Source organism: Sandaracinus amylolyticus, from assembly GCF_021631985.1.
GTDB lineage: Bacteria > Myxococcota_A > Polyangia > Polyangiales > Sandaracinaceae > Sandaracinus > Sandaracinus amylolyticus_A.
On record NZ_CP070225.1, the window covers coordinates 4,249,846 to 4,274,619 of the forward strand.

The 24,774-nt window shown below is 72.3% G+C and carries 20 protein-coding genes and 1 pseudogene; 15 read left to right on the top strand and 6 right to left on the bottom strand.

The features are described 5' to 3' along the window. Positions 1-12 precede the first annotated feature (12 nt). Positions 13-909, bottom strand: a complete 897-nt coding sequence (locus tag I5071_RS17945; RefSeq protein ID WP_236606696.1) for an isoaspartyl peptidase/L-asparaginase family protein — start codon at positions 907-909, stop codon at positions 13-15. A gap of 90 nt (positions 910-999) precedes the next feature. Next, the gene (locus tag I5071_RS17950; RefSeq protein WP_236606697.1) at positions 1,000-2,217 is read right to left on the bottom strand and encodes a Kazal-type serine protease inhibitor domain-containing protein; all 1,218 of its coding nucleotides are present in this window, start codon (positions 2,215-2,217) and stop codon (positions 1,000-1,002) included. A gap of 120 nt (positions 2,218-2,337) precedes the next feature. Between I5071_RS17950 and I5071_RS17955 the strand changes: the two genes are divergently transcribed. From I5071_RS17955 to I5071_RS17995, 9 genes are all read left to right on the top strand, one after another. Beyond that, on the top strand, positions 2,338-3,411 hold the full coding sequence (locus I5071_RS17955; protein WP_236606698.1) for a hypothetical protein: 1,074 nt from the start codon (positions 2,338-2,340) through the stop codon (positions 3,409-3,411). A 55-nt stretch (positions 3,412-3,466) separates the two neighbouring features. Continuing rightward, positions 3,467-4,045 (top strand): RNA polymerase sigma factor, encoded by a 579-nt coding sequence (locus I5071_RS17960; protein WP_236606699.1) that lies wholly within the window; start codon positions 3,467-3,469, stop codon positions 4,043-4,045. After that, positions 4,042-4,773, top strand: a complete 732-nt coding sequence (locus tag I5071_RS17965) for a hypothetical protein (RefSeq protein ID WP_236606700.1) — start codon at positions 4,042-4,044, stop codon at positions 4,771-4,773. Before I5071_RS17960 ends, I5071_RS17965 begins: the two co-directional genes overlap by 4 nt. Positions 4,774-4,816: 43 nt before the next feature. Further along, positions 4,817-5,392: a DUF2378 family protein gene (locus tag I5071_RS17970; RefSeq protein WP_236606701.1), complete on the top strand. Its 576-nt coding sequence runs from the start codon at positions 4,817-4,819 to the stop codon at positions 5,390-5,392. Between the two features lie 181 nt (positions 5,393-5,573). After that, positions 5,574-5,912, top strand: a complete 339-nt coding sequence (locus I5071_RS17975; RefSeq protein ID WP_053232923.1) for a P-II family nitrogen regulator — start codon at positions 5,574-5,576, stop codon at positions 5,910-5,912. An 88-nt stretch (positions 5,913-6,000) separates the two neighbouring features. Beyond that, on the top strand, positions 6,001-7,407 hold the full coding sequence (glnA, locus tag I5071_RS17980; RefSeq protein ID WP_329611172.1) for a type I glutamate--ammonia ligase: 1,407 nt from the start codon (positions 6,001-6,003) through the stop codon (positions 7,405-7,407). Between the two features lie 94 nt (positions 7,408-7,501). Continuing rightward, on the top strand, positions 7,502-8,335 hold the full coding sequence (locus I5071_RS17985) for a class I SAM-dependent methyltransferase (RefSeq protein ID WP_236606703.1): 834 nt from the start codon (positions 7,502-7,504) through the stop codon (positions 8,333-8,335). A gap of 157 nt (positions 8,336-8,492) precedes the next feature. Next, positions 8,493-9,368 (top strand): archaetidylserine decarboxylase, encoded by an 876-nt coding sequence (gene asd / locus I5071_RS17990; RefSeq protein ID WP_236606704.1) that lies wholly within the window; start codon positions 8,493-8,495, stop codon positions 9,366-9,368. Then, the gene (locus I5071_RS17995; protein ID WP_236606705.1) at positions 9,365-11,425 is read left to right on the top strand and encodes a methyltransferase domain-containing protein; all 2,061 of its coding nucleotides are present in this window, start codon (positions 9,365-9,367) and stop codon (positions 11,423-11,425) included. The genes asd and I5071_RS17995 overlap by 4 nt, the downstream gene beginning before the upstream one ends. Here the strand turns inward: I5071_RS17995 and I5071_RS18000 are convergent, their stop codons facing one another. Together I5071_RS18000 and I5071_RS18005 are read right to left on the bottom strand one after the other, a co-directional pair. Continuing rightward, the gene (locus I5071_RS18000) at positions 11,426-11,992 is read right to left on the bottom strand and encodes a hypothetical protein (RefSeq protein ID WP_236606706.1); all 567 of its coding nucleotides are present in this window, start codon (positions 11,990-11,992) and stop codon (positions 11,426-11,428) included. Positions 11,993-12,075: 83 nt separating this feature from the next. Next, positions 12,076-13,563: a thrombospondin type 3 repeat-containing protein gene (locus tag I5071_RS18005; RefSeq protein WP_236606707.1), complete on the bottom strand. Its 1,488-nt coding sequence runs from the start codon at positions 13,561-13,563 to the stop codon at positions 12,076-12,078. Positions 13,564-13,879: 316 nt separating this feature from the next. Here I5071_RS18005 and I5071_RS18010 point away from each other — a divergent pair, with 316 nt between their 5' ends. Beyond that, positions 13,880-15,076, top strand: a complete 1,197-nt coding sequence (locus I5071_RS18010; protein ID WP_236606708.1) for a hypothetical protein — start codon at positions 13,880-13,882, stop codon at positions 15,074-15,076. A gap of 7 nt (positions 15,077-15,083) precedes the next feature. On the opposite strand, the gene I5071_RS18015 is transcribed toward I5071_RS18010, so the two are convergent. After that, a complete protein-coding gene (locus I5071_RS18015; RefSeq protein WP_236606709.1) occupies positions 15,084-18,611 on the bottom strand; it encodes a MopE-related protein in 3,528 nt (1,175 codons plus the stop codon). Positions 18,612-18,853: 242 nt separating this feature from the next. Here I5071_RS18015 and I5071_RS18020 point away from each other — a divergent pair, with 242 nt between their 5' ends. The 5 genes and pseudogenes from I5071_RS18020 (at position 18,854) to I5071_RS18035 (ending at position 23,894) form a co-directional block, all read left to right on the top strand. Then, positions 18,854-20,500, top strand: coding sequence for a DUF1592 domain-containing protein (locus I5071_RS18020; protein ID WP_236606710.1), 1,647 nt, complete (start codon positions 18,854-18,856; stop codon positions 20,498-20,500). Between the two features lie 263 nt (positions 20,501-20,763). After that, positions 20,764-20,958: pseudogene (locus I5071_RS47000) on the top strand (hypothetical protein); the annotation flags it as partial. Between the two features lie 41 nt (positions 20,959-20,999). Further along, entirely contained in the window at positions 21,000-21,932 is a 933-nt protein-coding gene (locus I5071_RS18025) for a DUF1552 domain-containing protein (protein ID WP_236606711.1), read from the top strand. Between the two features lie 92 nt (positions 21,933-22,024). Then, positions 22,025-22,909, top strand: coding sequence for an NAD-dependent epimerase/dehydratase family protein (locus I5071_RS18030; protein ID WP_236606712.1), 885 nt, complete (start codon positions 22,025-22,027; stop codon positions 22,907-22,909). Between the two features lie 112 nt (positions 22,910-23,021). Beyond that, entirely contained in the window at positions 23,022-23,894 is an 873-nt protein-coding gene (locus I5071_RS18035) for a DUF1517 domain-containing protein (protein WP_236606713.1), read from the top strand. 36 nt (positions 23,895-23,930) lie between these two features. Here the strand turns inward: I5071_RS18035 and I5071_RS18040 are convergent, their stop codons facing one another. Beyond that, on the bottom strand, positions 23,931-24,770 hold the full coding sequence (locus I5071_RS18040; protein ID WP_236606714.1) for an energy transducer TonB: 840 nt from the start codon (positions 24,768-24,770) through the stop codon (positions 23,931-23,933). Positions 24,771-24,774: the final 4 nt, after the last annotated feature.

The following is a 24,774-nucleotide window of genomic DNA, read 5'->3' on the forward strand; positions in this document are numbered from 1 at the left end:
CGGGTCGCGCCTTCAGTGCCCCGCCCGCGCGTCATCGCCCTCGCGCGCCACCCCGAAGCTCATCGTCGCGGTGTTGCGCGCGATCCCGACCTCGCCGCGCGCATCGACGACGATCAGCCCGCCGCTGCCCGACACCCGCGCGCCGAAGCGCGCGATCGACACGTCCGCCGCTTGCTGCGCGGTGAGACCGGCGCGCAGCAGATCACACACGTAGCGCGTGAGCCCGAAGCGATGGATCGCCTCGCCCTGCCCGGTCGCGGACGCGGCGCCCGACTCGTCGTCGGCGAACGTGCCCGCGCCGAGGATCGGGCTGTCCCCGACGCGCCCCACGCGCTTGCCCACCATGCCTCCGGTGCTCGTCGCCGCCGCGACGCGCCCCTCGCGATCACACGCGACCGCGCCCACCGTGCCCCCTGCCCAGCCGCGCTCGGCGCGCCCCGCGAGCACGGCGGCGAGCCGGTGTCGCGCCTTCTCGGTGATCATCGTGTCGGGATCGGCAGGCCCGAACCCGTGCGCGATCGCGAAGCGCGATGCGCCCTCGCTCGCGTAGAGCACGTGCCGCCCTTCCTCGAGCACCGCGCGCGCGATGCGGATCGGGTTGTGGAACGGAGGCAGCGCGCACACCGCGCCGCCGCGCATCGTCGTGCCCTCCATCACCGACGCGTCGAGCTCGATCGTGCCCGCCTCGGTGAGGCACGCGCCGGTGCCCGCGTTGTACTTCGGGTCGTCCTCGAGCACCTCGACCGCGCGCACCGCGGCCTCGAGCGCCGAGCCCGTCTCGAGCAGCACGCGCAGCCCCTCGGCGGCCGCGACGCGACATCCCTCCGCGTGCGCCGCGCGCGATGCCTCGGGCACGTCCCCCGCGCCGCCGTGCACCACCACCACCGGAGCGATCGCCGTTCGTCCCATGCACGCGCGAAGATAGAACGCGAGCGGGCCCGCGATCGACGAGGATCGCGGGCCCGCTACGAATTCCGTAGCGCTACGGATTCCGTAGCATCAACACGCCGCGCCCTCGGGGATGCACGTGTAGACGGCGCCCTCGGGCGCGAGGCACGCCTCGCACGAGTACCCGACCCCGCACCCCTCGCGACGGCAGTCGTAGGGACGGCAGCGATCGGCGGGCACGCACTCGCCCCAGCACGCTCCGCTCACGCTGCGCACCTCGCCCTCGGGGCACGGACCGGGAAGCGCATCGCACGCGACGAGCATCGGATCGCACTCGGCGTAGCCGCCGCACGGGCCGCTGCTGAACGCGCTCTGTCCGGCCGCCGCCGCGTAGCAGTCGTTGCGATAGGTGGTGCCGTCGCAGCCGCACACCGGCGCGGAGTCGATCGCCGCGCACGAGCTCGGGTCGGGGCGCTCGCGGCACACGCCGGGCGCGTCGAACGCGCCGCACATGTTCTCGAGCGTCCACGCGCAGTACTGGCCCTCGCCGCAGTCGACGGGCGTGGGGGTGAGGCCGCCGCACGCGACGGTGCTCGGGCACTCGCGGAACTCCCAGCCGCACGTGCCGTCGGCGGTGCGCAGGCAGCGTCCGGTGTTGCCGCCGATCGATCCGTCGGGGCACGTGATCGCCGGCGCGCCGGGCGCCGGACCGCACTCCGCGGGCTCGCACGCGTCACCGCGCGGACAGTCGACGATCTCCCAGCCGCACGCGCCCGCCGCGTCGCGCAGGCAGCGACCGGTGAACCCACCGACGCGCCCGTCCTCGCAGATCCACGTCGCGACGTCCGGCGCGGGGCCGCACTCGCTGCTCGCGCAGGTGTCGTCGGGCTGACGGCAGCACGCGCCGCCTTCGATGCCGAAGCTCACCGAGCCCATCGAGGGCGTGCCGTCGGGGCAGAGGAAGTCCGCGCGGTGCGTGCTCCCGTCACCGGGATCACCGACGACGAAGCCGCCGCACGCCTCGCACTGATCGATCGTGAGCCACGTCGATGCGTCCTCCGGCGGCGTGCACTCCCCGGGATCGGGATCGGGACAATCACGGAACTCCCAGCCGCACTGCGATCCGCTCGCGATGCAGCGCCCGGTGTTGCCGCCGATCGATCCATCGGCGCACACGATCGCGGGCGCGCCCGACGGCGCGCCGCAGTCCTCGGGCTCGCACGTCCCCCCGATCGGCACCGGCTCGCCGCAACCGCGCGCGCCCATGAGCGCAGGCGCGAGGAGCAGGAGCGCAGGGCCCAGCGTCGTCCAGTGTCTCGTACGAGTCATTCGTCCTCCCAAGCTGCTCTGAAGGGGCAATGACCGCGAGCTGCCGGGCCCGTCACGCGAAGTGCACGTCGTTGCGCGCGAGGGATCGCGAGGACATACCCGCTCGGCGGCGCAGGGGGGATGCGAGCACACTGGTGGGGTCCGACGTTCGTGCTCGCGATCGTGCTCGGCAGCGCGACGGCGCCCCGCGCGCACGCGCAGCCGCGGACGATCGCGGACGTGCTCACGTGGAGCGCGCCGGTGGGCTGTCCCGATCGCGACGCGGTCGCGAGCGAGGTCGATCGCCTGCTCGGCGCGCATGCACGGCGCGATACCGAGATCCGGGTGCGCGCGACGATCGAGCGGCGTGGCACCGAGCTCGAGCTCGAGGTGGTGACGATCACGCCGGAAGGCGAAGGTGCGCGCACGATCGGAGGCGCGTCGTGCGAGGCGCTCGCGCAGGCCGCGGCGCTGGTGATCGCGATGGCGATCGACCCCGACGCGGTCGCAGCGACAGAGGCCGAGCCCGAGACCGAGGCCGAGCCCGTGATCGACGAGAGCGCGACCCCGCCCATCGCACGGGCCGACACCGCCGCGGCGCTGGCGACACCGACGGTCGACGGCTCCGAGGACGAGCCCGCGCCCCGCGCCGGCCCTCCCGCGCGACCGCTCGACGTGCGCTTCGTCGCGAGCGCCCACGCGATCCTCGGCATCGGCCCGCTGCCATCGGTCTCACCCGGCGTGATGCTCGCGCTCGGCGTTCGCTTCGGCATCTTCGACGGAGGCGCGCTCGAGCTCTGGCTCGCTGGCTCCTTCCTCGGCGAGCAGGGCGCACAGCTCACCGACGAAGACCCACGCGGGGGCACCTTCGGGCTCGCCGCGGCGCGCCTCCGCGCGTGCGTTCCCCTCGAGGCCGCACCTCCGCTCCTCGAGCTCGCGCCCTGCCTCGCGATCGAAGGCGGCGCGATGTGGGGCCGCGGCGAGGGCGTGCCGATCATGCTCTCGGGGAGCGCACCCTGGGCCGCGATCGCGGTCGGTGGCGAAGCGCGGGTGTGGGTGGTCGGCCCGCTCGCGATCACCGTGCTCGCGGAGCTCCAGGTCCCGTTCGTCCCGCCCGCGTTCGACCTCGAGATCGACGGTGCGCCACGACGCGTGCACCGCGCCTCGGATGCCGGCGCGATCCTCGGCCTCGGCGCCCTGCTCCGCCTGCCCTGAAGTTCGCGTGACGGACCGGGCGCCCCCCGGACATTGTCGTGAGAGCATGGCCTTCGTGTCCGCCACGAGCGCGCATCCGGTCGGCGTCGCGGAGCCCGCGAACGCGCCAGCGGACGTGCCCTCGTTCGACGAGGTCTACGACGCCCACGTCGACTTCCTCTGGCGCAGCGCGCGCGCGCTCGGCGTGCCGCCCACCGCGATCGACGACGTGCTGCAGGACGTGTTCGTCGTGGTGCACCGGCGCCTGCCCGAGTTCGAAGGGCGCGCCGCGATGCGCACCTGGCTCGCGCGCATCCTGGTGCGCGTCATCCAAGAGCATCGTCGTCGCTTCCGCCGCAAGCAGGACCACGCCGAGCTCCCCGACGACGTCGTCGACGCGACGAGCGCCGGCCCGCACGAAGAGGTCGCGCGCGCCCAGGCGGTGCGCCTTCTCGGCGAGATCCTCTCCGCGATGACCGAGGAGCAGCGCACCGTGTTCGTGCTCGCCGAGATCGAGCAGATGCCCGTCCCCGAGATCGCGACGGCGCTCGACGTGAACGTGAACACCGTCTACTCGCGCCTGCGCCTCGCGCGCCGCGAGTACGAGCGACACCTCGCGCGCCTCCGCGCGAAGGATGCATGGAGGCAGCCGTGAACGAGCGCGAGATCGATCGTTCGTTGATCGATGCAGCGCGCGAGGGCCTCGGTCCGAGCGCGGAGGAGCGCGCGCGCCTGCGCCGCGCCGTGGCGGCGACCATCGCCGGTGGTGCGGTCGCGGGCACGGCGGTCTCGGGCGCGGCCGCCAGCGCGACCGCCGCGAAGGCCGTCGCCGCGTGGAAGATCATCGCCGTCGCCGCGCTCGCCACGACGCTCGTCGGCGGCGCTGCGATCACGGTGATCTCGTCGCGCACGCCCGAGCCCCCCCGCGCCAGCGATCCCGCGCCCCAGGCCGCGCCGGCCGTCGACGATGGGATCGTCCTCGACCTCACTCCCCCCGATGCGCCCCCCACCGCCGAGCCCGAAGCACCGCAGATCGCGCCCGAGCCCGTCCCCGTCGATCCCCGCCCGCGCCCCCGCGCGAGCGCACCGCCGCCCGCCGCGCCCGACGCGCTCCTCGCCGAGACCGCGCTCCTCCGCGACGCACACCGCGCCCTGCGCGCGCACGACGCGACGCGCGCCCTCGCGCTCCTCGACGATCACGCCGCGCGCTTCCCGCAGGGCACGCTTCGCGAGGAGCGCCTCGCCACCCGCGTCCTCGCGCTCTGCGAAGCCGGTCGCACCGACGCAGCGCGCACCGAGACCGCGCGCTTCCTCGCCGCTCACCCGCGCTCGATGCACGCCGCCCGCGTGCGCGCTGCGTGCGGCGCCGCACCCATCCAGTGACCCTCGGTTGCCGCGCCGATCGTGCGGCGGCTAGCATCCGCCCATGGACGGAACGGGGGCACCGTCGGCGGCGATCGCGTGCATGTCGGGCGCGCTCGTCCTCGAGCACCGACGCATCCTGCAGGAGCTCTGCGGCGCGGCGCGCTTCGCCCGCGCGCTCGATCGGCTTCCAGCGGACGCGCGCCGCGAGTACGACGAGACCTCCGCGGTCTCGTGGCCGCGCGTGTCCACCGCAGAGCACATCATGCAGGCGGTCGCGGCCGAGCTCGCGCGTGATCCCGTCGAGCTCCACGAGCAGGTCTCGCGCACCGCGGTCGAGCGCACGCTCACCACGCTCTGGCGCCTGCTGCTCCGCTTCACGACCGACGAGGCGCTCGTCGCGCGCACGCCCCGCATCTACGCGCGCGCCCTCAACCGCGGCGAGCTCGTCCCCCGCGTCGTCGGCCCCGGTCGCGCCGAGATCCGCGTCGTCGGCTGGCCCGACATCCCCGAGTTCTCCGCCCGCGGCATCCGGATCGCGATCGAGTCCGTGCTCCGCCTCGCGGGTCGGGATCAAGTGCGCGTCATCGCCGAGCCGGGCGCGCAGGGCCCGATCTTCCACGCGACCTGGATGCCGTGAGCGAAACCCGGGAAGTGCGCAGATCCCGCGCATTTCTTCACGTATCAGGAGCGACTCAAATCGAACGAGTCACCACGTTCGGCTCGACGAAGCACCTTCCGGTCGCCTATTTACGGCGCCGAAACGTAACCGAAACAAACCACGTTCATAGCGCATGCGCCCCACCGGAGAGAGACGAGCCATGAAGAAGGTCGAGGCCATCATCAAGCCGTTCAAGCTCGACGAGGTGAAGGACGCGCTCGCGGAAGTCGGCGTCAAGGGCATGACCGTCACCGAGGTGAAAGGCTTCGGCCGTACCGGCGGCAAGCGCGAGGTCTATCGCGGCTCCGCCTACGTCGTCGACTTCGTGCCCAAGGTGAAGATCGAGGTCGTGATTCCCGACGCGCTCGTCGTCCCGGTGCTCGAAGCGATCGAGCGCTCGGCGAAGACGGGCCGCATCGGCGACGGAAAGGTCTTCGTCTTCCACGTCGAGGAGGCGGTCCGCATCCGCACCGGCGAGCGTGGCGAGGACGCCGTCTGAGCCAGAGCCCGAGTCCCGCAGCCCGTCCCCGCAGCATCTGCTCCAGAGAGCCACAGACCCGGAGAGAGAGAACCGACTTATGAGCGACGTGAAGAAGGCAATCGAGCTCGCCAAGAAGAACAACGCCGTGATGGTCGACCTGCGCTTCTGCGACCTCCCCGGCGTCTGGCAGCACACGACCGTTCCGGCGGCGCGCCTCGACGAGGGCGCGTTCGAGGACGGCTTCGGGTTCGACGGCTCGTCGATCCGCGGCTTCCAGCCGATCAACGCGAGCGACATGCTGCTCCTGCCGGACGCGAAGACCGCGCAGATGGATCCGTTCACCGAGCAGCCGACGATCGTGCTCATCTGCGACGTCGTCGACCCGATCACGCGTGAGCCCTACTCGCGCAACCCGCGCTACATCGCGCAGAAGGCGGAGAGCTACCTCCGCCAGACGGGCATCGGCGACACCGCGTACTTCGGCCCCGAGGCCGAGTTCTTCGTCTTCGACGACGTGAAGTTCGAGGTCGCGAACAACGGCGGCTTCTACGAGCTCGACTCGATCGAGGCGGCGTGGAACACGGGCCGTCACGAGGGCCCGAACCTCGGCCACAAGATCGGCTACAAGGGCGGCTACTTCCCCTGCGCGCCGAACGACACGCTGATGGACTGGCGCACGGAGACGTCGCGCATGCTCACGGCGGTCGGCATCGAGGTGGAGCTGCACCACCACGAGGTCGCGACGGCCGGTCAGTGCGAGATCGACATGCGCTTCCAGTCGCTCACGCACATGGCGGACCAGCTCCTCTGGTTCAAGAACGTCGTGAAGAACAGCGCGCGCATGGCGGGCAAGACCGCGACGTTCATGCCGAAGCCGCTCTACGGCGACAACGGCTCGGGCATGCACGTGCACCAGTCGATCTGGCGCGAGGGCAAGCCGCTCTTCGCCGGCGACCGTTACGCGGGCATGAGCGAGATGGCGCTCCACTACATCGGCGGCATCCTCAAGCACGCGCCGGCGCTCTGCGCGCTGACGAACCCGACGGTGAACAGCTATCGCCGTCTCGTCCCGGGCTACGAGGCCCCGGTCAACCTCGCGTACTCGTCGCGCAACCGCTCGGCGTCGATCCGCATCCCGATGTACTCGACGTCGCCGAAGGCGAAGCGCATCGAGGTGCGCTTCCCCGACCCGTCGACGAACCCCTACATCGCGTTCGCGGCGATGCTGATGGCGGGCCTCGACGGCATCCAGAACAAGATCGATCCGGGCGACCCGCTCGACAAGGACATCTACTCGCTCTCGCCCGAGGAGCTGAAGAACGTCCCGCACGTCCCGGGCTCGCTGCACGACGCGCTCACCGCGCTCGAGCACGACTACGAGTTCCTCCTCAAGGGCGACGTGTTCACGCGCGACGTCATCGAGGAGTGGGTCTCGTACAAGCGCGCGAAGGAGGTCGACCCCATCCGCCTCCGCCCGACGCCGCTCGAGTTCATGATGTACTACGACGTGTGATCGCTGCCGCGATCGCGTAAGAAGACGCCCTCCTCACGGGGGGCGTTTTCTTTTTGTGCGCGAGGAGCACCGGAGCGGCGAGCCGATTCTTCTTATGCGCGACGAGCATCGAGACACGAACCAGCGCAACTGGGACGAGCGCGCGCGCATCCACGCGCGCTCGAAGCTCTACGACCTCGACGGGTTCGTCGCGGGCGCGCCCAGCATCTGGCTGCATCCATGCGAGCGTGTGGAGCTCGGGTCGGTCGAAGGCCGATCGGTGTGTCAGCTGCAGTGTCACCTCGGCGTCGAGACGCTCTCCTGGGCGCGGCTCGGCGCGTCGCGCGTGGTCGGGCTCGACTTCTCGCGCGATGCGATCGCGACCGCGCGTGATCTCGCCGAGCGCTGTGGGCTCGCGGATCGCGCGCGCTTCGTGGAGAGCGACGTGCACGACGCAGAGCGCGCGCTGGGCGACGAAGCGCCCTTCGACGTCGTGTACGTGAGCGTGGGCGCGATCTGCTGGCTCCCGTCGATCGCGCGGTGGGCGCGCATCGTGCGAGCGCTGCTGAAGCCGGGCGGCGTGCTCTACGTGCGCGAAGTGCACCCCATGATGAACGGCGTGTTCGAGCGCGACGGGAAGCTCGTGCTCGAAGGGCCCTACTTCGAGCGCGAGGAGCCGACGCGGTGGGACGACGGCACGACCTACACCGAGGGCCGGCCACAGCTCGAGAACGTCACGTCGTTCGAGTGGGCACACGGGCTCGGCGAGATCGTGCAAGCGCTGCTCGACGTCGGGCTCGTGATCGAGATGCTGCACGAGCACCGGGACGCGAAGTACCAGCCCTTCGAGTCGATGACGCGCGGCGACGACGGGCTCTGGCGTCTGCCCGAGGCGCACCGCGACTGGCTCCCGCTCACGTTCACACTGCGCGCGCGGCTGCCCGGGTGACGTAAATACGCGTTTGACGGCCGCTTCCGGGCTCGCTTAGCATCCTCGTCGCCCCTCGCGCCCGCTGTCTTGGCGCCACACCAGCCCCGCACCGTCCTCCGAATCGCGAGAGAACGGCTCGAACCGAGCGGGGAGGCAGCGAGGGAACCCCGCACACATGCTCGCATCGCGCATCGCCGCCGAGACCCTGCGTTTCCTGCCGCGCAAGCGGATCAGCCGGGTCCTCGGCCGGATGGCGTCGGCGGGCGTCCCGGTCCCCCTGCTGCAGCGGGCGATCGACCTCTACGTACGCGCCTACGCCGTCGATCTCTCCGAGTGCGACGTGCCGAGCGGCGGGTGGACGTCGTTCAACCAGTTCTTCACGCGCCCGCTGCGCGACGGCTGTCGCCCGATCGATCCCGATCCCGGCGCGATCGTCTCGCCCGCCGACGGGCTCGTCGAGGACTGCGGGACCATCGACGCGCGCGCGACGTTCCGCGTGAAGGGCCGCCCCTACGACGTCGGCGAGCTGCTCGGCGACGAGCGCGATGCGTCGCGCTACGAGGGCGGCCGCTTCGCGATCATCTATCTCTCGCCGCGCGACTACCACCGCGTGCACGCGGCGGTCGAGGGCCCGGTTCGCGTGGTGCGCCACGTCGGCGGCACGCTGTTCCCGGTCAACAAGATCGGCCTCGAGCACGTCCCCGGGCTCTTCGCGAAGAACGAGCGCGTGGCGGTGTTCCAGGAGAGCCCGGTCCACGGCGAGGTCGCGACGATCCTGGTCGGCGCGATCGTGGTCGGCAGCGTGACGCTCACGTTCGATCCCGCGATGCGCACGAACGACGGACCGCCGCGGGGTACGGTGCGCTACCTGCCGGGGCGCGAGCCCACGCTGGGCCGGGGCGACGAGCTGGGCGCGTTCCAGCTGGGATCCACGGTGATCGTGCTGACCACGCGCCGCTCGGAGATCGAGCTCGCGGTCGAGCCGGGGACGCCGGTGCGGATGGGACAGGTGATCGCGCGACGCGTGCGCGGCGGGAGGAGCGTGTCGTGACCGATCGCGAGCACGGCGACGGTCCGGACGGCACGGGCGAGGGGTCGAGCCCCGATGCCCTCGCGCTCGCAGGGCGCTCGTCGCGGCGTCGCACCGGACGACGTCGCTCGCTGCGCGTCCCGGTCGACGAGGTGCCGCGTCGTGGCAGCAGCCCGGACGGCGAGCTCGGATCGGCGGACGGTGCCGCGCCCGAAGAGCAGGATCCGTTCGCGCCGATGCCGACCGAGCGCACGCAGGTGAGCGCAGGGGTCGCGACGTCGTCGGAGCTCGGGATGGAGCTCGCAGAGGTCGATCTCGGGGAGGAGCTCGACACCGACGATCTCCAGGTCGACGACGAAGCGGGCGCCGGAGCGTCGACGCTGGACGGCGAGCCGACGCGGATCGCCGTCGCACCTGCGCTCGCGAGCCCGTCGACCGAGCCCGAGCTCGAGCGCGTGCGCGAGACCGATCCCGGTGCGCAACCCGCGATGACCGACCCGCCGCCGCCCCCGAGCCAGCCGCCCCCCGCCGACGAGCGAACCTCGCCCGGGATCACCCGCGCGGCCGACGAGGCGCGCACGTCGTCGATGCCCGGTCCGCAGCCCGCGGTGATCGTCTCGCGCGTGGTGGCGATCTCGACGCCTCCGCCGGCACCGTCACCGGTGCCTTCGCACGCCGCGGCGCCCACGCCCGCGTGGCCGGCGCACGACGAGGAGCCGGAGCTCAGCATCAGCGAGAGCTTCGACGACCTCGAGGTCGACGTCGGCGACGACGAGCGCGACATGATGGCGGCGCTCGCCGACGACGAGCTCGACGACGATGCGATCGCGGACGATGCCATCGCGGATGATGCGATCGGCGACGAGTCGATCGGCGACGAGCCGGTCGTGCGCGCGCCCGAGGACGACGTCGAGGTCTCGGCGGCCGAGCTCGAGCTGCCCGACGACGAGCTCACCGACGCGGCCAAGCCCCCGCCGCCCCCGGCGCGCGCCCAGCGCCCCGCCGAGGAGGAAGAGCTCGCCGCGGACGATCTCGAGGTCGAGGCCAGCGGCGAGACCGACTCGCTCGATCCCAAGAAGCGCTCTGCTCCGCCGCCGCCGCCCGACAAGCCGGGACGCGCCGCGCCGCCGCCGGCGCGCCCCGCCGCTGCAGCGCCCGCGGCCGCGCCTGCGAGCGCGCCCGCCACCACCAGCGCCGCCGAGCCCGCGGCCGAGCCCGCGCGCCGCTCGAAGAAGAAGGGCAACTGGTGGGAGGACTTCTTCAACGACGACTACCTCCGCACCGTGCCGCCGCCGAACCCGCGGCAGATCGCGCGTCAGTGCGACTTCATCGAGGCGCGCCTCGCGCTGAAGGAAGGCTCGACGATCCTCGACGTCGGATGCGGGCTCGGCCTGCACGCGATCGAGCTCACGCGCCGCGGCTACCTCGTCGTCGGCCTCGACCTCTCGCTGCCGATGCTCTCGCGCGCCGCGGACGAGGCGCAGGATCAGGGCTTCCGCATCAACTTCCTCCACGCCGACATGCGGGAGATGAACTTCGACGGAGCGTTCGACGCCGTGCTCTGCTGGGGCACGACGTTCGGGTACTTCGACGACGATCAGAACCGCGGGGTCGTCGAGCGCCTGCACCGCGCGCTGCGCCCGAAGGGCAAGCTCTTGCTCGAGGTGGTCAACCGCGACTTCGTGGTGCCCAACCAGCCCAACCTCGTGTGGTTCGAGGGCGATGGCTGCGTCGTGATGGAAGAGACGCAGGCGAACTTCATCACGTCGCGCCTGACCGTGAAGCGCACCGTGATCCTCGACGACGGACGGCAGCGCGACAACCAGTACTCGGTGCGGCTGTACTCGCTGCACGAGCTCGGCCAGATCCTCCACCAGCGCGCGTTCCGCGTGGTCGAGGTGTCGGGCCGCGAGGCGACGCCCGGCGTGTTCTTCGGCGCGGACTCGCCGAAGCTGATCATCCTCGCGGAGCGCCGCATCCAGCAGGCCGCACCGCCGCCCGCGCCGAAGAAGACCGGCAGCATGGACGCGGTCGACGCGCCGCTCACCGACTCGTCGGAGAGCGGCACCGAGAGCTGATCAGTCCGCGTCCGCCTCGAGCTCGTAGAGCGCGGAGCAGGGCAGCGTCGGGAAGCTGCCGCCGTGCACGATCAGCAGCGGGCTGCAGTCGGAGCCCACGACCGGCAGGACCTCGATGCGGTGCGACGCCTCGAAGCTCGGCCGCGCGCCCGCGCCTCCGTCGCCCTGCGTGCCGGCGTCGGGCACCCCGCCGTCGCTCGCGGGAGGGAGATCGCGGATCGTCCCCTCGACGGTCTCGACCTGCGTGAGACGACAGCCGCGGATCCCGTTCACCGGATCTTCGGGCCACGCCTCGGTCTCGCTCGACGAGCGCACGCGGAACTCGCCGTCGTCCTCGATGGTGCCGAACACCGGCCCACCGCCCTGCATGCGCCACGTCAGCGTGTCGTGATCGCGCGCGAGGTCGACGCGGAACTCGAGCGGATCGATCGTGTCGAGCCCGGGCGCGCACCCGTTCTCGTCGAGCGTGCCGTGCACCTCGAAGCTGCCGATCGACGTGCCCGACGTGCTGTCGACGTCGCGACACGCGAGCACGAACGGCGTGCCCACGAGCGCGAAGACGACCACCAGAAGCGAAGCGACCCGGTGCCGCATCCCGCCCACGTACGGGCGAGCGCGTCACCGGGTCAACTTTCGAGCAGCAACCGAGCTCAGCGCGCGCGGCGTCGACGATCGGCGGGCGCTTCTTCCGCGGGCGGCGGGCCCGCCTCTTCGGCGCATCCGTCTTCGTCCTCGAAGCCGTCGGCGTCCTCCGGCTGATCGGGGCACTGGTCGCCGTCGTCGGGCAGGTTGTCGCCGTCGAAGTCGGTCTCGGGGCAGCCGTCCTCGTCGCCGAAGCCGTCGGTGTCCTCGGGCTGATCGGGGCACTGATCGGCCGCGTCGTCGATGTTGTCGCGATCGCGATCGGCGTCGGGGCAGCCGTCGTCGTCGCGGTCGCCGTCCATGTCCTCCGCCTGCGTCGGACACGAGTCGTAGCCGTCGTGGATGCCGTCGCCGTCGGTGTCGAGGTCGGGGCAGCCGTCCTCGTCGGCGTCGCCGTCCATGTCCTCCGCCTCACTCGGGCAACGATCCGCGCTGTCGAGCAGGCCGTCCGAGTCGTTGTCGGGCTCCGGGCAGCCGTCGTCGTCGTGCCAGTCGTCGAGGTCCTCGCGATCCGCGGGGCACGAGTCCATCGCGTCGTCGATGCCGTCGCCGTCGTTGTCGGCGCGCTGCGGCGCCCACGCGAAGCCACCGAGCACGCGGAACACCGGCACGCCGACGCCCGCGACGAGGCCCGCGCCACCGCCGAGCTCGAACACGACGTCGTCGACGCGCAGGCGACCGCCGAGCCGCGCCTCGAGCGGGTTCTCGTCGACCTGTCCGGAGAACGCGGTCGAGCCCTGGATCTCGCCGAACACCATCACGAGGGGCGTGATGTCGTAGCCGAACGCGAGGCCGTAGCTCAGCGCCGGGCCGGCGACAGTCGAGAAGAGCGTGTCGCCGTCGCGCCAGTAGCCGCCGATGTTGCCGGCGACGTGCACGCCCTGGTTGACGTACTCGACGATCGCGTGGCCGCCGAAGCTCGGTTCTTCGTCGCCGACGTAGCGCCCTTCCGCGATGTGCACCGCGACCGGCGCGGTCACCCACGCCGCGAGGCCGAGGCGCAGGCCGCTCGCGTCGTCGAGCAGGTTCGCCTTCACGTGCAGTCGCGGATCGCCGAGCGTGAAGCCGCTGCCCGACGAGATCAGATCGCCGGGGCCCGAGGGGTTCGGGAACGCGTCGCCCTCGGTGAGCACGAGCGGCACGTTGAGGCCGATCTGGATGCGATTGAACAGCGCGATCGAGCCCCAGAGGTGCGCGGCCGCGGTGTACTGGACGACGTTCGCCTCGATGCCCGTGGTCTCGCAGCCCGCGTCGCCCGCTTCGCAGGTCGCGCTGTAGAGCGTGAAGGGCTCGTGCGCGTAGTCGAGCTGCAGGCCCGCAGCGCCCGCGACCTCGCCGCGTACCGCGGCGCCATCCACGCCGAAGTAGTTGTTCGGGCCTGGGGCCGGGTGGTAGCGGAGGACGCTGAACTCCCCCAATGGCTGAGCGGACGCGTGATCGGTCCACGCAGCGAGAAGACACGTGAGCGTGCCGACGACAGCGGCGATTCGGCGCATCGAGAGCTCCCCCAGTTGGTTCGAAGGGCGGGCGCAGCGCGCGCAGGAGCGGCGATCCGCGCGCGGAGCGAGTATCTCAGACCGCCACCGCGAAGAACAAGGTCGAAAACGCCGAGAGCGTTCGGATCCAGTATCGCTGTCAGGGAAGTCCCGCACAGGTGGCGCGCGAAATTTCGAGATCTGCGCGCGTGCGTGGTGCGCGATCAGGCGCGTCGCGGGGCCCTCGCGCATCCAGCGCCTGCTTGCGTGCTACGTCGGCGGGTGCCGAGGGGGACGGCGCATGATCGGCCCCTTCCGTCCACCCAGGAGGATCCGCATGCATCGCACAGCTCTCGTTCTCGCGTCGGCGCTCGCTGCTTGTGCGCCCGAGCAGCCTTCGACGGGGCTCTCGCTCCACCTCACGGCGACCGATGCCGAAGGGGCGACCTATCGACTGCGCGACGCGACGTTCGCGATCGCCGGACCGGAGACGACCAGCGCGTCGACCGAGACCGATCCCGACGCGGCGACGATCTCGCTCGAGCTCGCGGCGGGCGCGTACACGGTCACGCTCGCGGACGGATGGCGGCTCGAGCGGGTCGGCGGCGGCGAGGCGACCGACGTGGCGGCGACGCTCGTCTCGCCGAACCCGGTGAGCGCGACCGTCGCGGCCGCAGCGACCACGCAGGTGCGGTTCCGCTTCGTGGTGAGCGGCGACGTCGTCGAGACGGGGCCGGGACAGCTCGACATCGGGATCGAGGTCGAGCGCGACACGGCGGGCGACGAGATCGTGCTCGGGCCCTGGGTCAGCGGCGCGGGCACCGAGCAGACGCTCTGCCTCGTGGTCGACGCGGGAGGCAGCGCGGGCAAGCGCGTGCGGGCGATCCACGTCACGCCGTCGCCGGGAACCTACGAAGTCGAGATCTCCCGGACGACCGCGCCGGTCACCGAAGGCGCGACGACGTGCCCGGGAGACGTCGGGGCGGCGCCGCTCTTGGTCACGACGGCTTCGCCCGCGTCGCTCGTCCTGCCCGAGGACACCGAGCTCGTGCTCGCGCCGCACGAGCACATCAGGATCATGCAGCGCGTCGCGAACACCAGCGACGCCGACCTCGAAGCGTCGGTCCAGGTCGAGCTCGACGTGCTCGATCCCGGCGCGCCCGAGCGCGACGCGCTGGACGTCGCGCTGCTCTTCGACTGGATGATCGCCTGCCCCGCCCACACGACCTGCGCGGAGACCTCGTTCCACGCGATGCCGTCGGGCGCCGAGCTGATCGCGCTCACGACGCTGACGCGCTCGCGCGGCGACGCGACGGTGCGCCACGCGGCGTCGGCCGCGGACGCGGCGGGCGTGCTGCTCCACGACGCGTTGGACTGGACCGCGCCCGGGACCACGATCGCCGCACCGCGGCTCACGTTCGGCGGCGAGGACGGCCTGCGGCTCACGTGCACGATCACGACCGGCGATTCGACGGTCACCGCCGGTCTGTCGAGCAGCGACGAGCTCTGCACCGCCCTCGCCTACTACCGCTGATCGCGCCTCAGAAGCACACGTTGGATCGCTGGGCGCGCGTGTACGGGCCGGTGCCGACGATCGTGCCGTTGAGCTCGACGCGCGCCATCGACACCGCGCCCCCGGTCGCGGCGCTGAACCCGATCTGGAAGGGCTCACCCGGCACGAGCTCGCGCGCGAGCGAGGGCGACGCGCACGGTGGATCGCACGCGCAGATCGATCCGCCGCACGACGAGGGCGAGGGCGCGACGTCGAGCGCGATCGGGCCGTTCACCGTGAAGCGCAGGCGCAGCCGCTCTTCGCTCGTGACGGTGCGCGGATCGTCCGGCGTGTACTCGATGAAGAGGCGCTGCGTGACGTCGCTCGACGACGTCGAGTCGAGGTGGCCCGCGGGCGGCGTCACCGTGCCGAGCACGGTCCGCATCCCGCCCGACTGCCGCACGACCTGCACCTGATCACTCTGGCTCGAGGGCGTGCCGGTGTAGTAGCGCCACTCGAACACGAGCCCGTCGCGGGTCGAGGGCACGCCGAGACCGCCGCCGATCGCCCCGAGATCGCCGCTTCCGTTGCGTCCGAGGATCACCGCCCAACCGTCCGCCGGGTACGTCGTCGGCGACGCGCTGCGACCCGCCGTGACTTCCGCGACGAAGCTCATCGGCCCCCAGCCGAGACGCCGCATCGCAGCGGGATTGTCGAGCCAGATCGCGCCCGCGTCGTTCGCTGCGCCGTTCACGAGCGTGTACGTGCGCGAGGTGATGGTCGTGCACGTGGTGATGGTCGAGGCCGCACGGAACGAGCTGCACGTGTAGAGGTCGGTGACGATGCCGTTCGCGAGGCTCGCGTCGGTCGTCGCCGAGTCGCCGTCGTCGTCGCAGTAGTTGCAGCTCTCCGCGCTCGCGTAGCAGGCGCTCTCGGTGAACGCGCTGCAGCTGTCGTTGCAGATCTGCTGGCCCGCGGTGCCGCAGGCGGTCGTGCAGTACGTGATCGCGTTGCGCGGGCAGAAGAAGCCGTTGTCGACGCTGCCATCGCCGTCGTCGTCGCAGCCGTTGCACGTCTCGGTCGCGGTGCAGTCGCTCCAGCCGCTGCAGTCCGCGAGACAGCGCTGGGTGCCGGTCACGCTGCCGCTGCCGCAGGCGCGCGTGCAGCTGCGGGTCTCGCCCAGGCGGCACGTGAAGCCGTCGTCCGCGGTGCCGTCGACGTCGTCGTCGCAGCCGTTGCAGATCTCGGTGCCGCGACAGGTCTGGCCGCCGAACGAACAGCTCCCGCTGCAGCTGCGCGTGCCGACGGTGCCGCAGCCGGTCACGCACGCGTGGCCGGTCGAGCTCTGGCGGCACTCGAACGCGTCGTCGATCGCGCCGTCGCAGTCGTCGTCGCTGCCGTTGCACGTCTCGGACGGAGGCGAGGGCGTGAACGTCTCGCTGGTGCAGCCCGCGTTGCACGCGTAGGTGCCCGCGACGCTGCCGCACGAGCCGTACGCGCCGGTGCCCGCGCGCACCGTGCCGAGCGCGCAGATCATCCCCGCGCCGTCGTCCGCCGCGGCGTCGCAGTCGTCGTCGCGCCCGTTGCACGCCTCGGTGGCGCCGGGGCGGATCGCGCTCGAGCTGTCGTTGCAGTCGCCGCCGCGGTTGGTGTAACCGAGCGGACAGAAGCCGTGCGCGCTACGCGTCGCGTCGCGGCACTGCGCGGTCGCGCTGCCGATGCCGTAGGTGTCGGCGTCGGCGTCGGGGAAGCAGCCGGTCGCGATCGTGCTCTCGTCGATCGTCGTGTCGCAGTCGTCGTCGATCGCGTTGCACGACTCGGTCGCCATCGGGCGCGCCGACGCGTTCGCGTCGTTGCAGTCACCGCCGGTCGTGGTCCATCCCGGCGGGCAGTAGCCCGCGCTCGCGCGCGTCGCGTCGCGACACTGGCGCGTGGCCGCGCCCGCGCCGTATCCATCGCCGTCGCCGTCGCCGAGGCACGTCGTGACCACCGTGCCCTCGTCGGTGCGTCCGTCGCAGTCCTGATCGAGCCCGTCGCACACCTCGGCGCTCGACGAGACATCGCCCACGCAGCTGCCCCACGAGCCGCCGACGCAGATCTGCGATCCGATCGCGCACTCGCCGACGTTCGTGGGCGCGCCACCGCCGGGCCCGGTGCCGCAGTCGCGGCGCGCGCCGTCGGTGCACGTGCAGCCGGGATCGGTCGCGCCGTCGCAGTCGTCGTCGATCGCGTTGCACGAGTCGTGGCGCCCCGGATGGCGCGCGGCGTCGGTGTCGGCGCAGTCGCCGCCGAGCGTCACGTAGCCGCTCGGCGCAGTGCAGCCGGTGCTCGTCGTCGCGCCGCCGACGCCATCGCCGTCCTGATCGCGATGGAACGTGCGCAGCACGCCCTCGTCGGTGCGTCCGTCGCAGTCGTCGTCGGCGCCGTTGCACGACTCGATGCCGACCGGGCTCGCCGATGCGCGCGCGTCGTCGCAGTCGCCGCGGCGCTCGACGTACGACGCGCTCGGAGGGCCGCAGGTCGCGCCTGCGGTGTTCGCGGCGCCGCCGAATCCGTCGCCGTCGCCGTCGAGGTGGTAGACGCGACGCAAGCCCTCGTCGGTCGTGCCGTCGCAGTCGTCGTCGAGGTCGTTGCAGACCTCGGGCGATGCGGGGCTCACGCCGGCGCGCGCGTCGTCGCAGTCGAGCGTGTTCGAGGCCCAGCCCTCGGGGACGCTGCACGCGCTCGTGGTCACGCCCGAGGTCGCCGAGCCGTAGCCGTCGCCGTCGGTGTCCTCGTGGTAGGTGCGCAGCACGTGCTCGTCGACGCTCGCGTCGCAGTCGTTGTCGACTCCGTCGCAGAGCTCCTCGGTGGGACCGACCGCGCCGATGCACTCGCCGAAGATCCCTTCGACGCACACGCGGCGGCCCTCTTGGCACGCGCCCTCGCCGACGCCGCAGACCTCGGCGGCGCCGGGCGCGCACGGGCAGACCTCGTCCGCGACACCGTCGCAGTTGTTGTCGACGCGATCACACGCCTCGCCGGCGCGCGGGTTGATCAGGCTGTCGCCGTCGTTGCAGTCGTCGCCGCAGGTCGTGCCCTCGTCGTCCGCGTTGCAGCACGCCTCGGACGCGGAGCCGTCGCCGTCGTCGTCGACGAAGCCGAACGTCGCGGCGTTGCAGTCCTCGTCGTGCCCTGCCGCGTCGCAGACCTCGGTGTTGCCGGGGAAGCGGTTGCGATCGGTGTCGTCGCAGTCGTCGCCGCCGCAGTCGACCGCGATGCGACCATCGCCGTCGGCGTCGAGCGCGACCGGGCAGTCGGTCACGCAGCGTCGCGCTTCTTCTTCGCAGACGTAGCCGGGCTCGCACGCTTCGACGTAGGCGGGCACGCAGCCGCGCTGATCGGCGTCGGTGGCGCCGGGCATGCAGCGCTCTTCGCCGTCGCAGTACACGCCGTTCTGGCACTCGCGATCGAGCACGCAGAGGGCGGGGCCTCCGTCGGGCTCGAGGCCGCCGTCGACTGCGGTGTCGGGTGGCGGCGCTTCGCACGCGACGATCAGCACGAGGGCGAGCACCGCGACGCCACGAAGGTCGAGCATGGACGCGCCGCCTGAGCAGCGCGCGTACCACGCGCCCGTGTGCTCGAAATCGTGCAGAACGCACGCACCGCACGCGGGCGGCCCGCGGGCGCGCACGCGCGCGGCCCACGCGACCGCGGACGGTGGAGCGCGACGACTCCAGTCGTCGGATCGCGCGCTCGATTCCAACGCGCTCGGGCCTGAAAAACGCGACGACGGCGAGCGACAAGTCCTCGGTGCAGGACATGCAAACGGAGATGGGCGTGCGCCACGCTGTGCCCCTCGCCATCACGCTCCTCCTCGCTGCGCTGTCGGGCTGCGGCGACGAGCTGCCCATCGCGCGACCGCGTCCGACGGGACGCGTGATCCCCGCGGTGCCAGAGCCGCTGCGACGGCTCTCGCGCGTCGAGCACGAACGAACGCTGCGCGACTTGTTCCCGGGCACCGCGCTGCCGGTGCTGGAGCTTCCGGTCGACACGACGCTCGATCGACTGGAGAACGACGCGCGCTCGCTCGGGCCCTCGCAGCTCGGGATCGCGCGGTACGAAGAGTCCGCACGCGCCGTGGCGAGCGCGGTGATGGCCGACGAGCGTGCGCGCGCGCGGATCCTCGCGTGCGACGCATGGTCCACGCCGAGCGAGCAGGAAGCGTGCATCGATGCGTTCGTGGACGGCTTCGCGATGCGCGCGCTGCGCAGGCCACTCAGCGAGGACGAGGCGGAGCGACTCCGCTCGCGCATGCGCGCGTGGACGATGCAGACCGACTTCCTCGGTGCGATCGAGCTCGCGGTGCAGATGCTCCTGCAGACGCCGAGCTTCCTCTATCGCACCGAGCCCGCGAGCGGCGACGACGTGATCGCGGTCGACGGCTACGAGATGGCCAGTCGGCTCTCGTATGCGCTCTGGCAGTCGATGCCCGACGACGCGCTCTTCGAGGCAGCTGCGACCGGTGCGCTGTCGAGCGGTGAAGGCATCGAGCGAGAAGCCCGACGCATGATCTCCGACGCGCGCGCGGGGGACACGATCGTCGACTTCCATCGGCAGTGGCTCGATCTCGATCGCATCCTCGAGCCCGAGCACGCGGTGCGCGCGGAGGAGACGCGCAGCGACTGGGATGCGCGGACGCAGCGCGACGCGCACACCGAAGCGCTGCGCTTCGTGCGGCTCGCGCTGGTCGAGGGAGACGGCCGGCTCGCGTCGCTCCTCGAGAGCCCCGAGGCCGAGCTCAGCGGACGCCTCGCGCATCTCTACGACGTCGCGACCGACCCTTCGTGGGCCGACGACGAGTGGCGTCGCGTGACGCTGCCCGAGGAACGACGCGCCGGCATCCTCACGCGCATCGCCGTGCTCGCGTCGCACGCGCACCCTGGCTACGCGTCTCCGCCGCTGCGCGGCAGCTTCGTGCTCGAGACGCTCCTCTGCGCGCCGCGCACGAGCCCACCCGCCGACGTCGATCTCTCGCAGCCGCGGCCGAGCGACGGAGATGGCCCACGCACCAACCGCGAGCTCTTCGCGCAGCGCACCAGCTCCGCGATGTGCCAGGGCTGTCATGCGCGGCTCGACGGCATCGGCTTCAGCCTCGAGCACTACGACGCCGCCGGCGTGTGGCGCGACGTCGAGGTGGGCGTGGCGATCGACGCCGCGGGCGCGCTCCACGGCACCGACGTCGACGGGCCCTACCAAGGTGCGCTCGAGCTCTCGAGCCGGCTCGCGACGAGCCGCGACGTGCATGCGTGTTACACGCGCCGCTGGCTGCAATTCGTGCGCGGCAGGCCGGCGGACGCGAGCGAGCAGTTCCTCCTCGCGGAGCTGGAGGAGCGGTTCGCGGAGAGCGGCGGCGACGTGCGAGCGCTGATGCTCGCCATCGTCACGCACCCGAGCTTCGCGCGGCGCACGGCGGTGGGCGAATGACGACGATCCTCGATCGACGACGGTTCTTGCGCGCGATGGGTCTGTCGGCGCTCGCATCGGCGGCGCTGGGGCGATCGACCGTGCACGCCGGGGACGACGAGCCACCGCCGCGACGCATCGTGTTCTTCTGCACGGGCCACGCGCACGTGTGGAACGGCTGGCACGTCGCGCTCCCAGGGCTGCCCACCGATCGCACCGTGGAGCGCTCGCTGCTCGAGCTCTCGCGCGACGAGCTCAGCCCGGTGCTGCGGCCCTTCCACGCGATGCGCGATCGCGTGCTGCCGATCGAAGGAATCGCGCACACCTCGGTGCTCGGGGATCTCGCAGCGCTCGCCGGCCAGACCGGCGTCGATGGCAATCACCACAACGTCGCGATGGCGCATCTGCTCACGACGCGCATCGCGCAGCAGCGTGGGCCCGGGACGATCTGCATCGGCGGCGGGCGCTCGATCGATCAGGAGATCGGCGCGCGCCTCGCGCAGCCCGGACGCTTCGACGCGTGCGTCTGGGGCGCCAACCACTGGATGCCGTACTCGTCCTCGGCGCGGGCCAGGCCGCGCCGCGCGTCGAAGATCCCGAGCGTGCCTACGCGGATCTGCTCGGTCTCTACGTGCCTCCGACCACCGACACGCCGCGCACGCGCGACGAGCGCATCCGCGCGCTCCGCGGGAGCGTGCTGGACGCGGTGGCGCGCGAGCACGAATTCATGCGCTCGCGCATGGGGCTCGAGGGCGCGCGCAAGCTCGAGCAGCACCGCGACATCGTTCGCGATCTCGAGCGCGCGCTCGGCATCGCGGTGCCGACACGCTGCGATCCCGCCTTCGAGTCGACGGGCCACGTGATCGACCAGTACTCGCGCCTCGCGACCCTGGCGCTCTCGTGCGATCTCACGCGCGTCGTCACGATCGTCCCGCCGATCCTCGAGCCCACGGAGTTCGGCTATCCGGCGAGCTCCGACGTGCACGGGCGCTTCGCCCACAGCTCGGTCGACGACGGGAGCGAGCCCTTCGATCCCGTGTCGGAGCGCGCGATGATCGACTACGGCATCTTCTATTCGCAGCGCTTCCTCGCGCTGCTGGAGATGCTCGACGCGGTCCCCGAGGGATCGGGGACGATGCTCGATCACACGACGGTCGTGTGGCTGACCGAGCTGGGCTCACCGACGCACCAACACGTCGACGCGTGCACGCTGATCGCGGGCGGCACCGACTTCTTCCGCACCGGTCGCTACGTGCGCTACGCGCGCGACGTGCGCGCCGCGATCGACTGGGCGGGGCGACCGCTCTCGCACGGGCCCGCGCTCTCGCAGCTCTTCGTGACGTTGCTGCGCAGCTTCGGCTGGGACGACGATCACTTCGGGATGCGCGAGGTGACGCGTCGCGACGGAAGCGCGATCGACGTGCGCGGGACACTCCGCGAGCTGCACGTCTGATCGCGTCGAACGTGAGGGCGCTCTTCGCGCGCCGCGCGTATGACGCACCGTGATCGTCGAGCCCGCGGTCGACTCGCGCTACCGTGCGCGCGGTGCAGGTCTTCCTCACCGGCGGCACCGGCTACGTCGGCGCGCACCTCGCGCGCGCCCTGCTCGCGCGCGGCCACCGCCTCACGCTGCTCGCGCGCGACCCCGCGAAGATCCCGTCGTGGGCCGGCGCCGCGGACATCCGCTTCGTGCGCGGCGACCTGCGCGACGCCGCGTCCCTCGAGCCCGCGCTCCGCGGCCACCACGCGCTGATCCACAACGCGCTGATCTGGGACGAGGAGCCCACCGAGCTCGATCTCGTCGATCCCCGCGCCACCATCGCGCTGCTGCACGCCGCCCAGCGCGCCGCCATCCCGCGCCTCCTCTACACGTCGTCGACCGCGGTCCACCGCCCGTTCCACGCCCGCATGAGCGCGTCCGATCCCCTCGCGCCCGCCGATTTCTACGGCGTCACCAAGGCGACCGGCGAGCTCGCGCTGTGGGCCGTCGCCCAGGCTCACGGCCTTCGCGGGACCGTGATCCGCCCCAGCGCCGTCGTCGGCGCGCCCGCGTTCCCCGGCGCACCGTTCAAGTCGGATCGGCGCCTCGAGAATCTCGTCGCGCGTGCCCGCCGCGGAGAGCGCTTGGTCGTGGCGCGCCACGACGCCCGCCAGTGGATCGCCGCATGCGATCTCGCCGAGCTCTACACCCGCGCCCTCGAGACGGATGCCGGCGGCACCATCCTCGCGGTCGCCCGCGACGTCGTGAGCTGGGAGGACATCGCCCGCGAGATCGTCCGCCGGGTCGGCACCGGCGAGGTCCACGTCGAAGACACCGGCCTCCCAGCCGATCCCTTCGTCTTCGACACCACCGACCTCGACCGCACCTTCGGCGTCACGTTCGAAGCGCGAGCCGCCGTGATCGATCACATCGCGCACCTCACGCGGTGATCGAGCCGACGGCAGCCAGCTCGCCCACGTCTTCGAGCTCGCAACGCGCCGCAGGGCAGGGGATGTCACGGAGACGACCACTTCGGGCTCGGGCCGGCGCATGATCGCGACGATGTCGCTACGCGGGCTCGTGCTCGTCCTCGCCTTCCATGCAGCGCTCGCGACGACGGCGAGCGCCCAGCGCACGTACCGGCACCCGCGCCCCGCGACGTCGCACCGCGAGCTCACCCCCGAGGAGATCGCGGAGCACGACTCCGAGATGGCGGCGCTCCAGGCACGCTGCGACGCGGTGGGGCGCGAGCAGTGTCTGGAGGAGGATCGCGCGCAGCGAGCAGCGCACCTGCGGGCCGTCACGCACGAGACGATCGCGATCGTCGGCGGGGCGCTCGCGGTGCTGGTGTTGTTCTTCTTCGTTCGGCGGTCGCCACGACGGCGGGCCGCGTCACCAGCACCACCGGTCGAGCAGTGGGACCTCGCGGTGGTCGAGGTCGCGCTCGCGCGGGAGCACGTCGCGGCCGTGCGGCACGCGCTCGAGGAGATCCTCGCGTCGCGCCTCAATGCGCGCGACGTGCTCCCCGAGCTCGCGACCGCGCTCGCGCGCGCGCCGTGGACGCACGTCGCGCTCCGCCAGTACGCGAGGACCGACGCGCCGGTCGCGGAGGAGCGCCACCGCGCGGTGCGCGCCGAGATCGCGGCGCGCGAGACGCTCGAGGTCCCGCCCGAGCCCGGCCGCGGCTATCGCGGCGAAGCGGCGCGCGAGGAGGAGGAGCACGCGCTCGTCTCCTTGATCGTCCTCACGCGCGCGGAGCTCCCGGACGCGATCGGAGCGCCTCCCGAAGCCGCGCGGCGCACGCTCGAGTCCCTCGCGCGCCGGCCATCGAGCGAGATCGTGCAGGTCGATCTCACGTGGTTCCCGCCCGGTGCCGGCGAGACGACGCCGACCCGCGATCTCGTGGCGCGCGCCCCGCGCCTGGTCCGGACCTGAGCGCGTTCCCGAAAGCGACCCGGACCCGGCCCCCGTTCAGAGCCCGACCGCGAACTCGCACTCGAAGCTGGCGTCGGTCGCGACCGCGGCGCCGTCCTGCGCGAGCGGCGGATCCCAGCGCAGCTGCTGCACGGTGCGACGGCACGCCTCTGCGAAGCCCTGCGACGGCGGGGTCTCGCTGCGGGTGCGGAACCTCTGCACGCTCCCGTCCGGCATGATGCGGAAGCCGATCACCACGCGCCCTTCGATGCCGAGCTGACGCGCGCGCGGCGGATAGTTCCGCTGCAGCACCGCGTTCATGTCGCCCTGAGGGCTCGGGCGTCGCGACAGATCTGCGAGCGCGACCACGCGCGGTCCTTCGGGCGCCGCAGTGCCGGTGCCTCCGACCGCGCCGCCGCGACCGCCCTCGCGACGACGCCCGGTGACGACCGCGCCCGGCTGGCCGATCGGCCCGTCCATCGGCGCGCCGTTGCCGACCGGCATCGCGAACGTCTCGGCGCCCTCGTTGGTCAGCGTCTCGCCGGTGAAGTCCGCGATCGCCTCTTCGACGGGCGGCGGCTCTTCGCTCGGCGGCTCGGGCTGCGGGTCCGGCGTGGTCGGGCGCGGCTCGGTGCGCTCCACGCGACGCGGCTCGGGGCGCACCGGCTCGGGCTCGGGCTCCGGCGGCGGAGGCTCGGGCTCCTCGACCACCGGCTCGGGCTCCGGCTCGGGCAGGGGCTCCTCGATCGCGACGATCTCGATCATCTGCGGCTCGTTCGGGATCAGGTCCCGCACGATCGGCAGCGCGATCAACACGACCGCGACGACGACGTGCGCGCCGATGCTGAGCACCAGCGCGCCGAACAGCCTCGCGAGCCCTGCCCCGCCGTCTCCCAAGCGT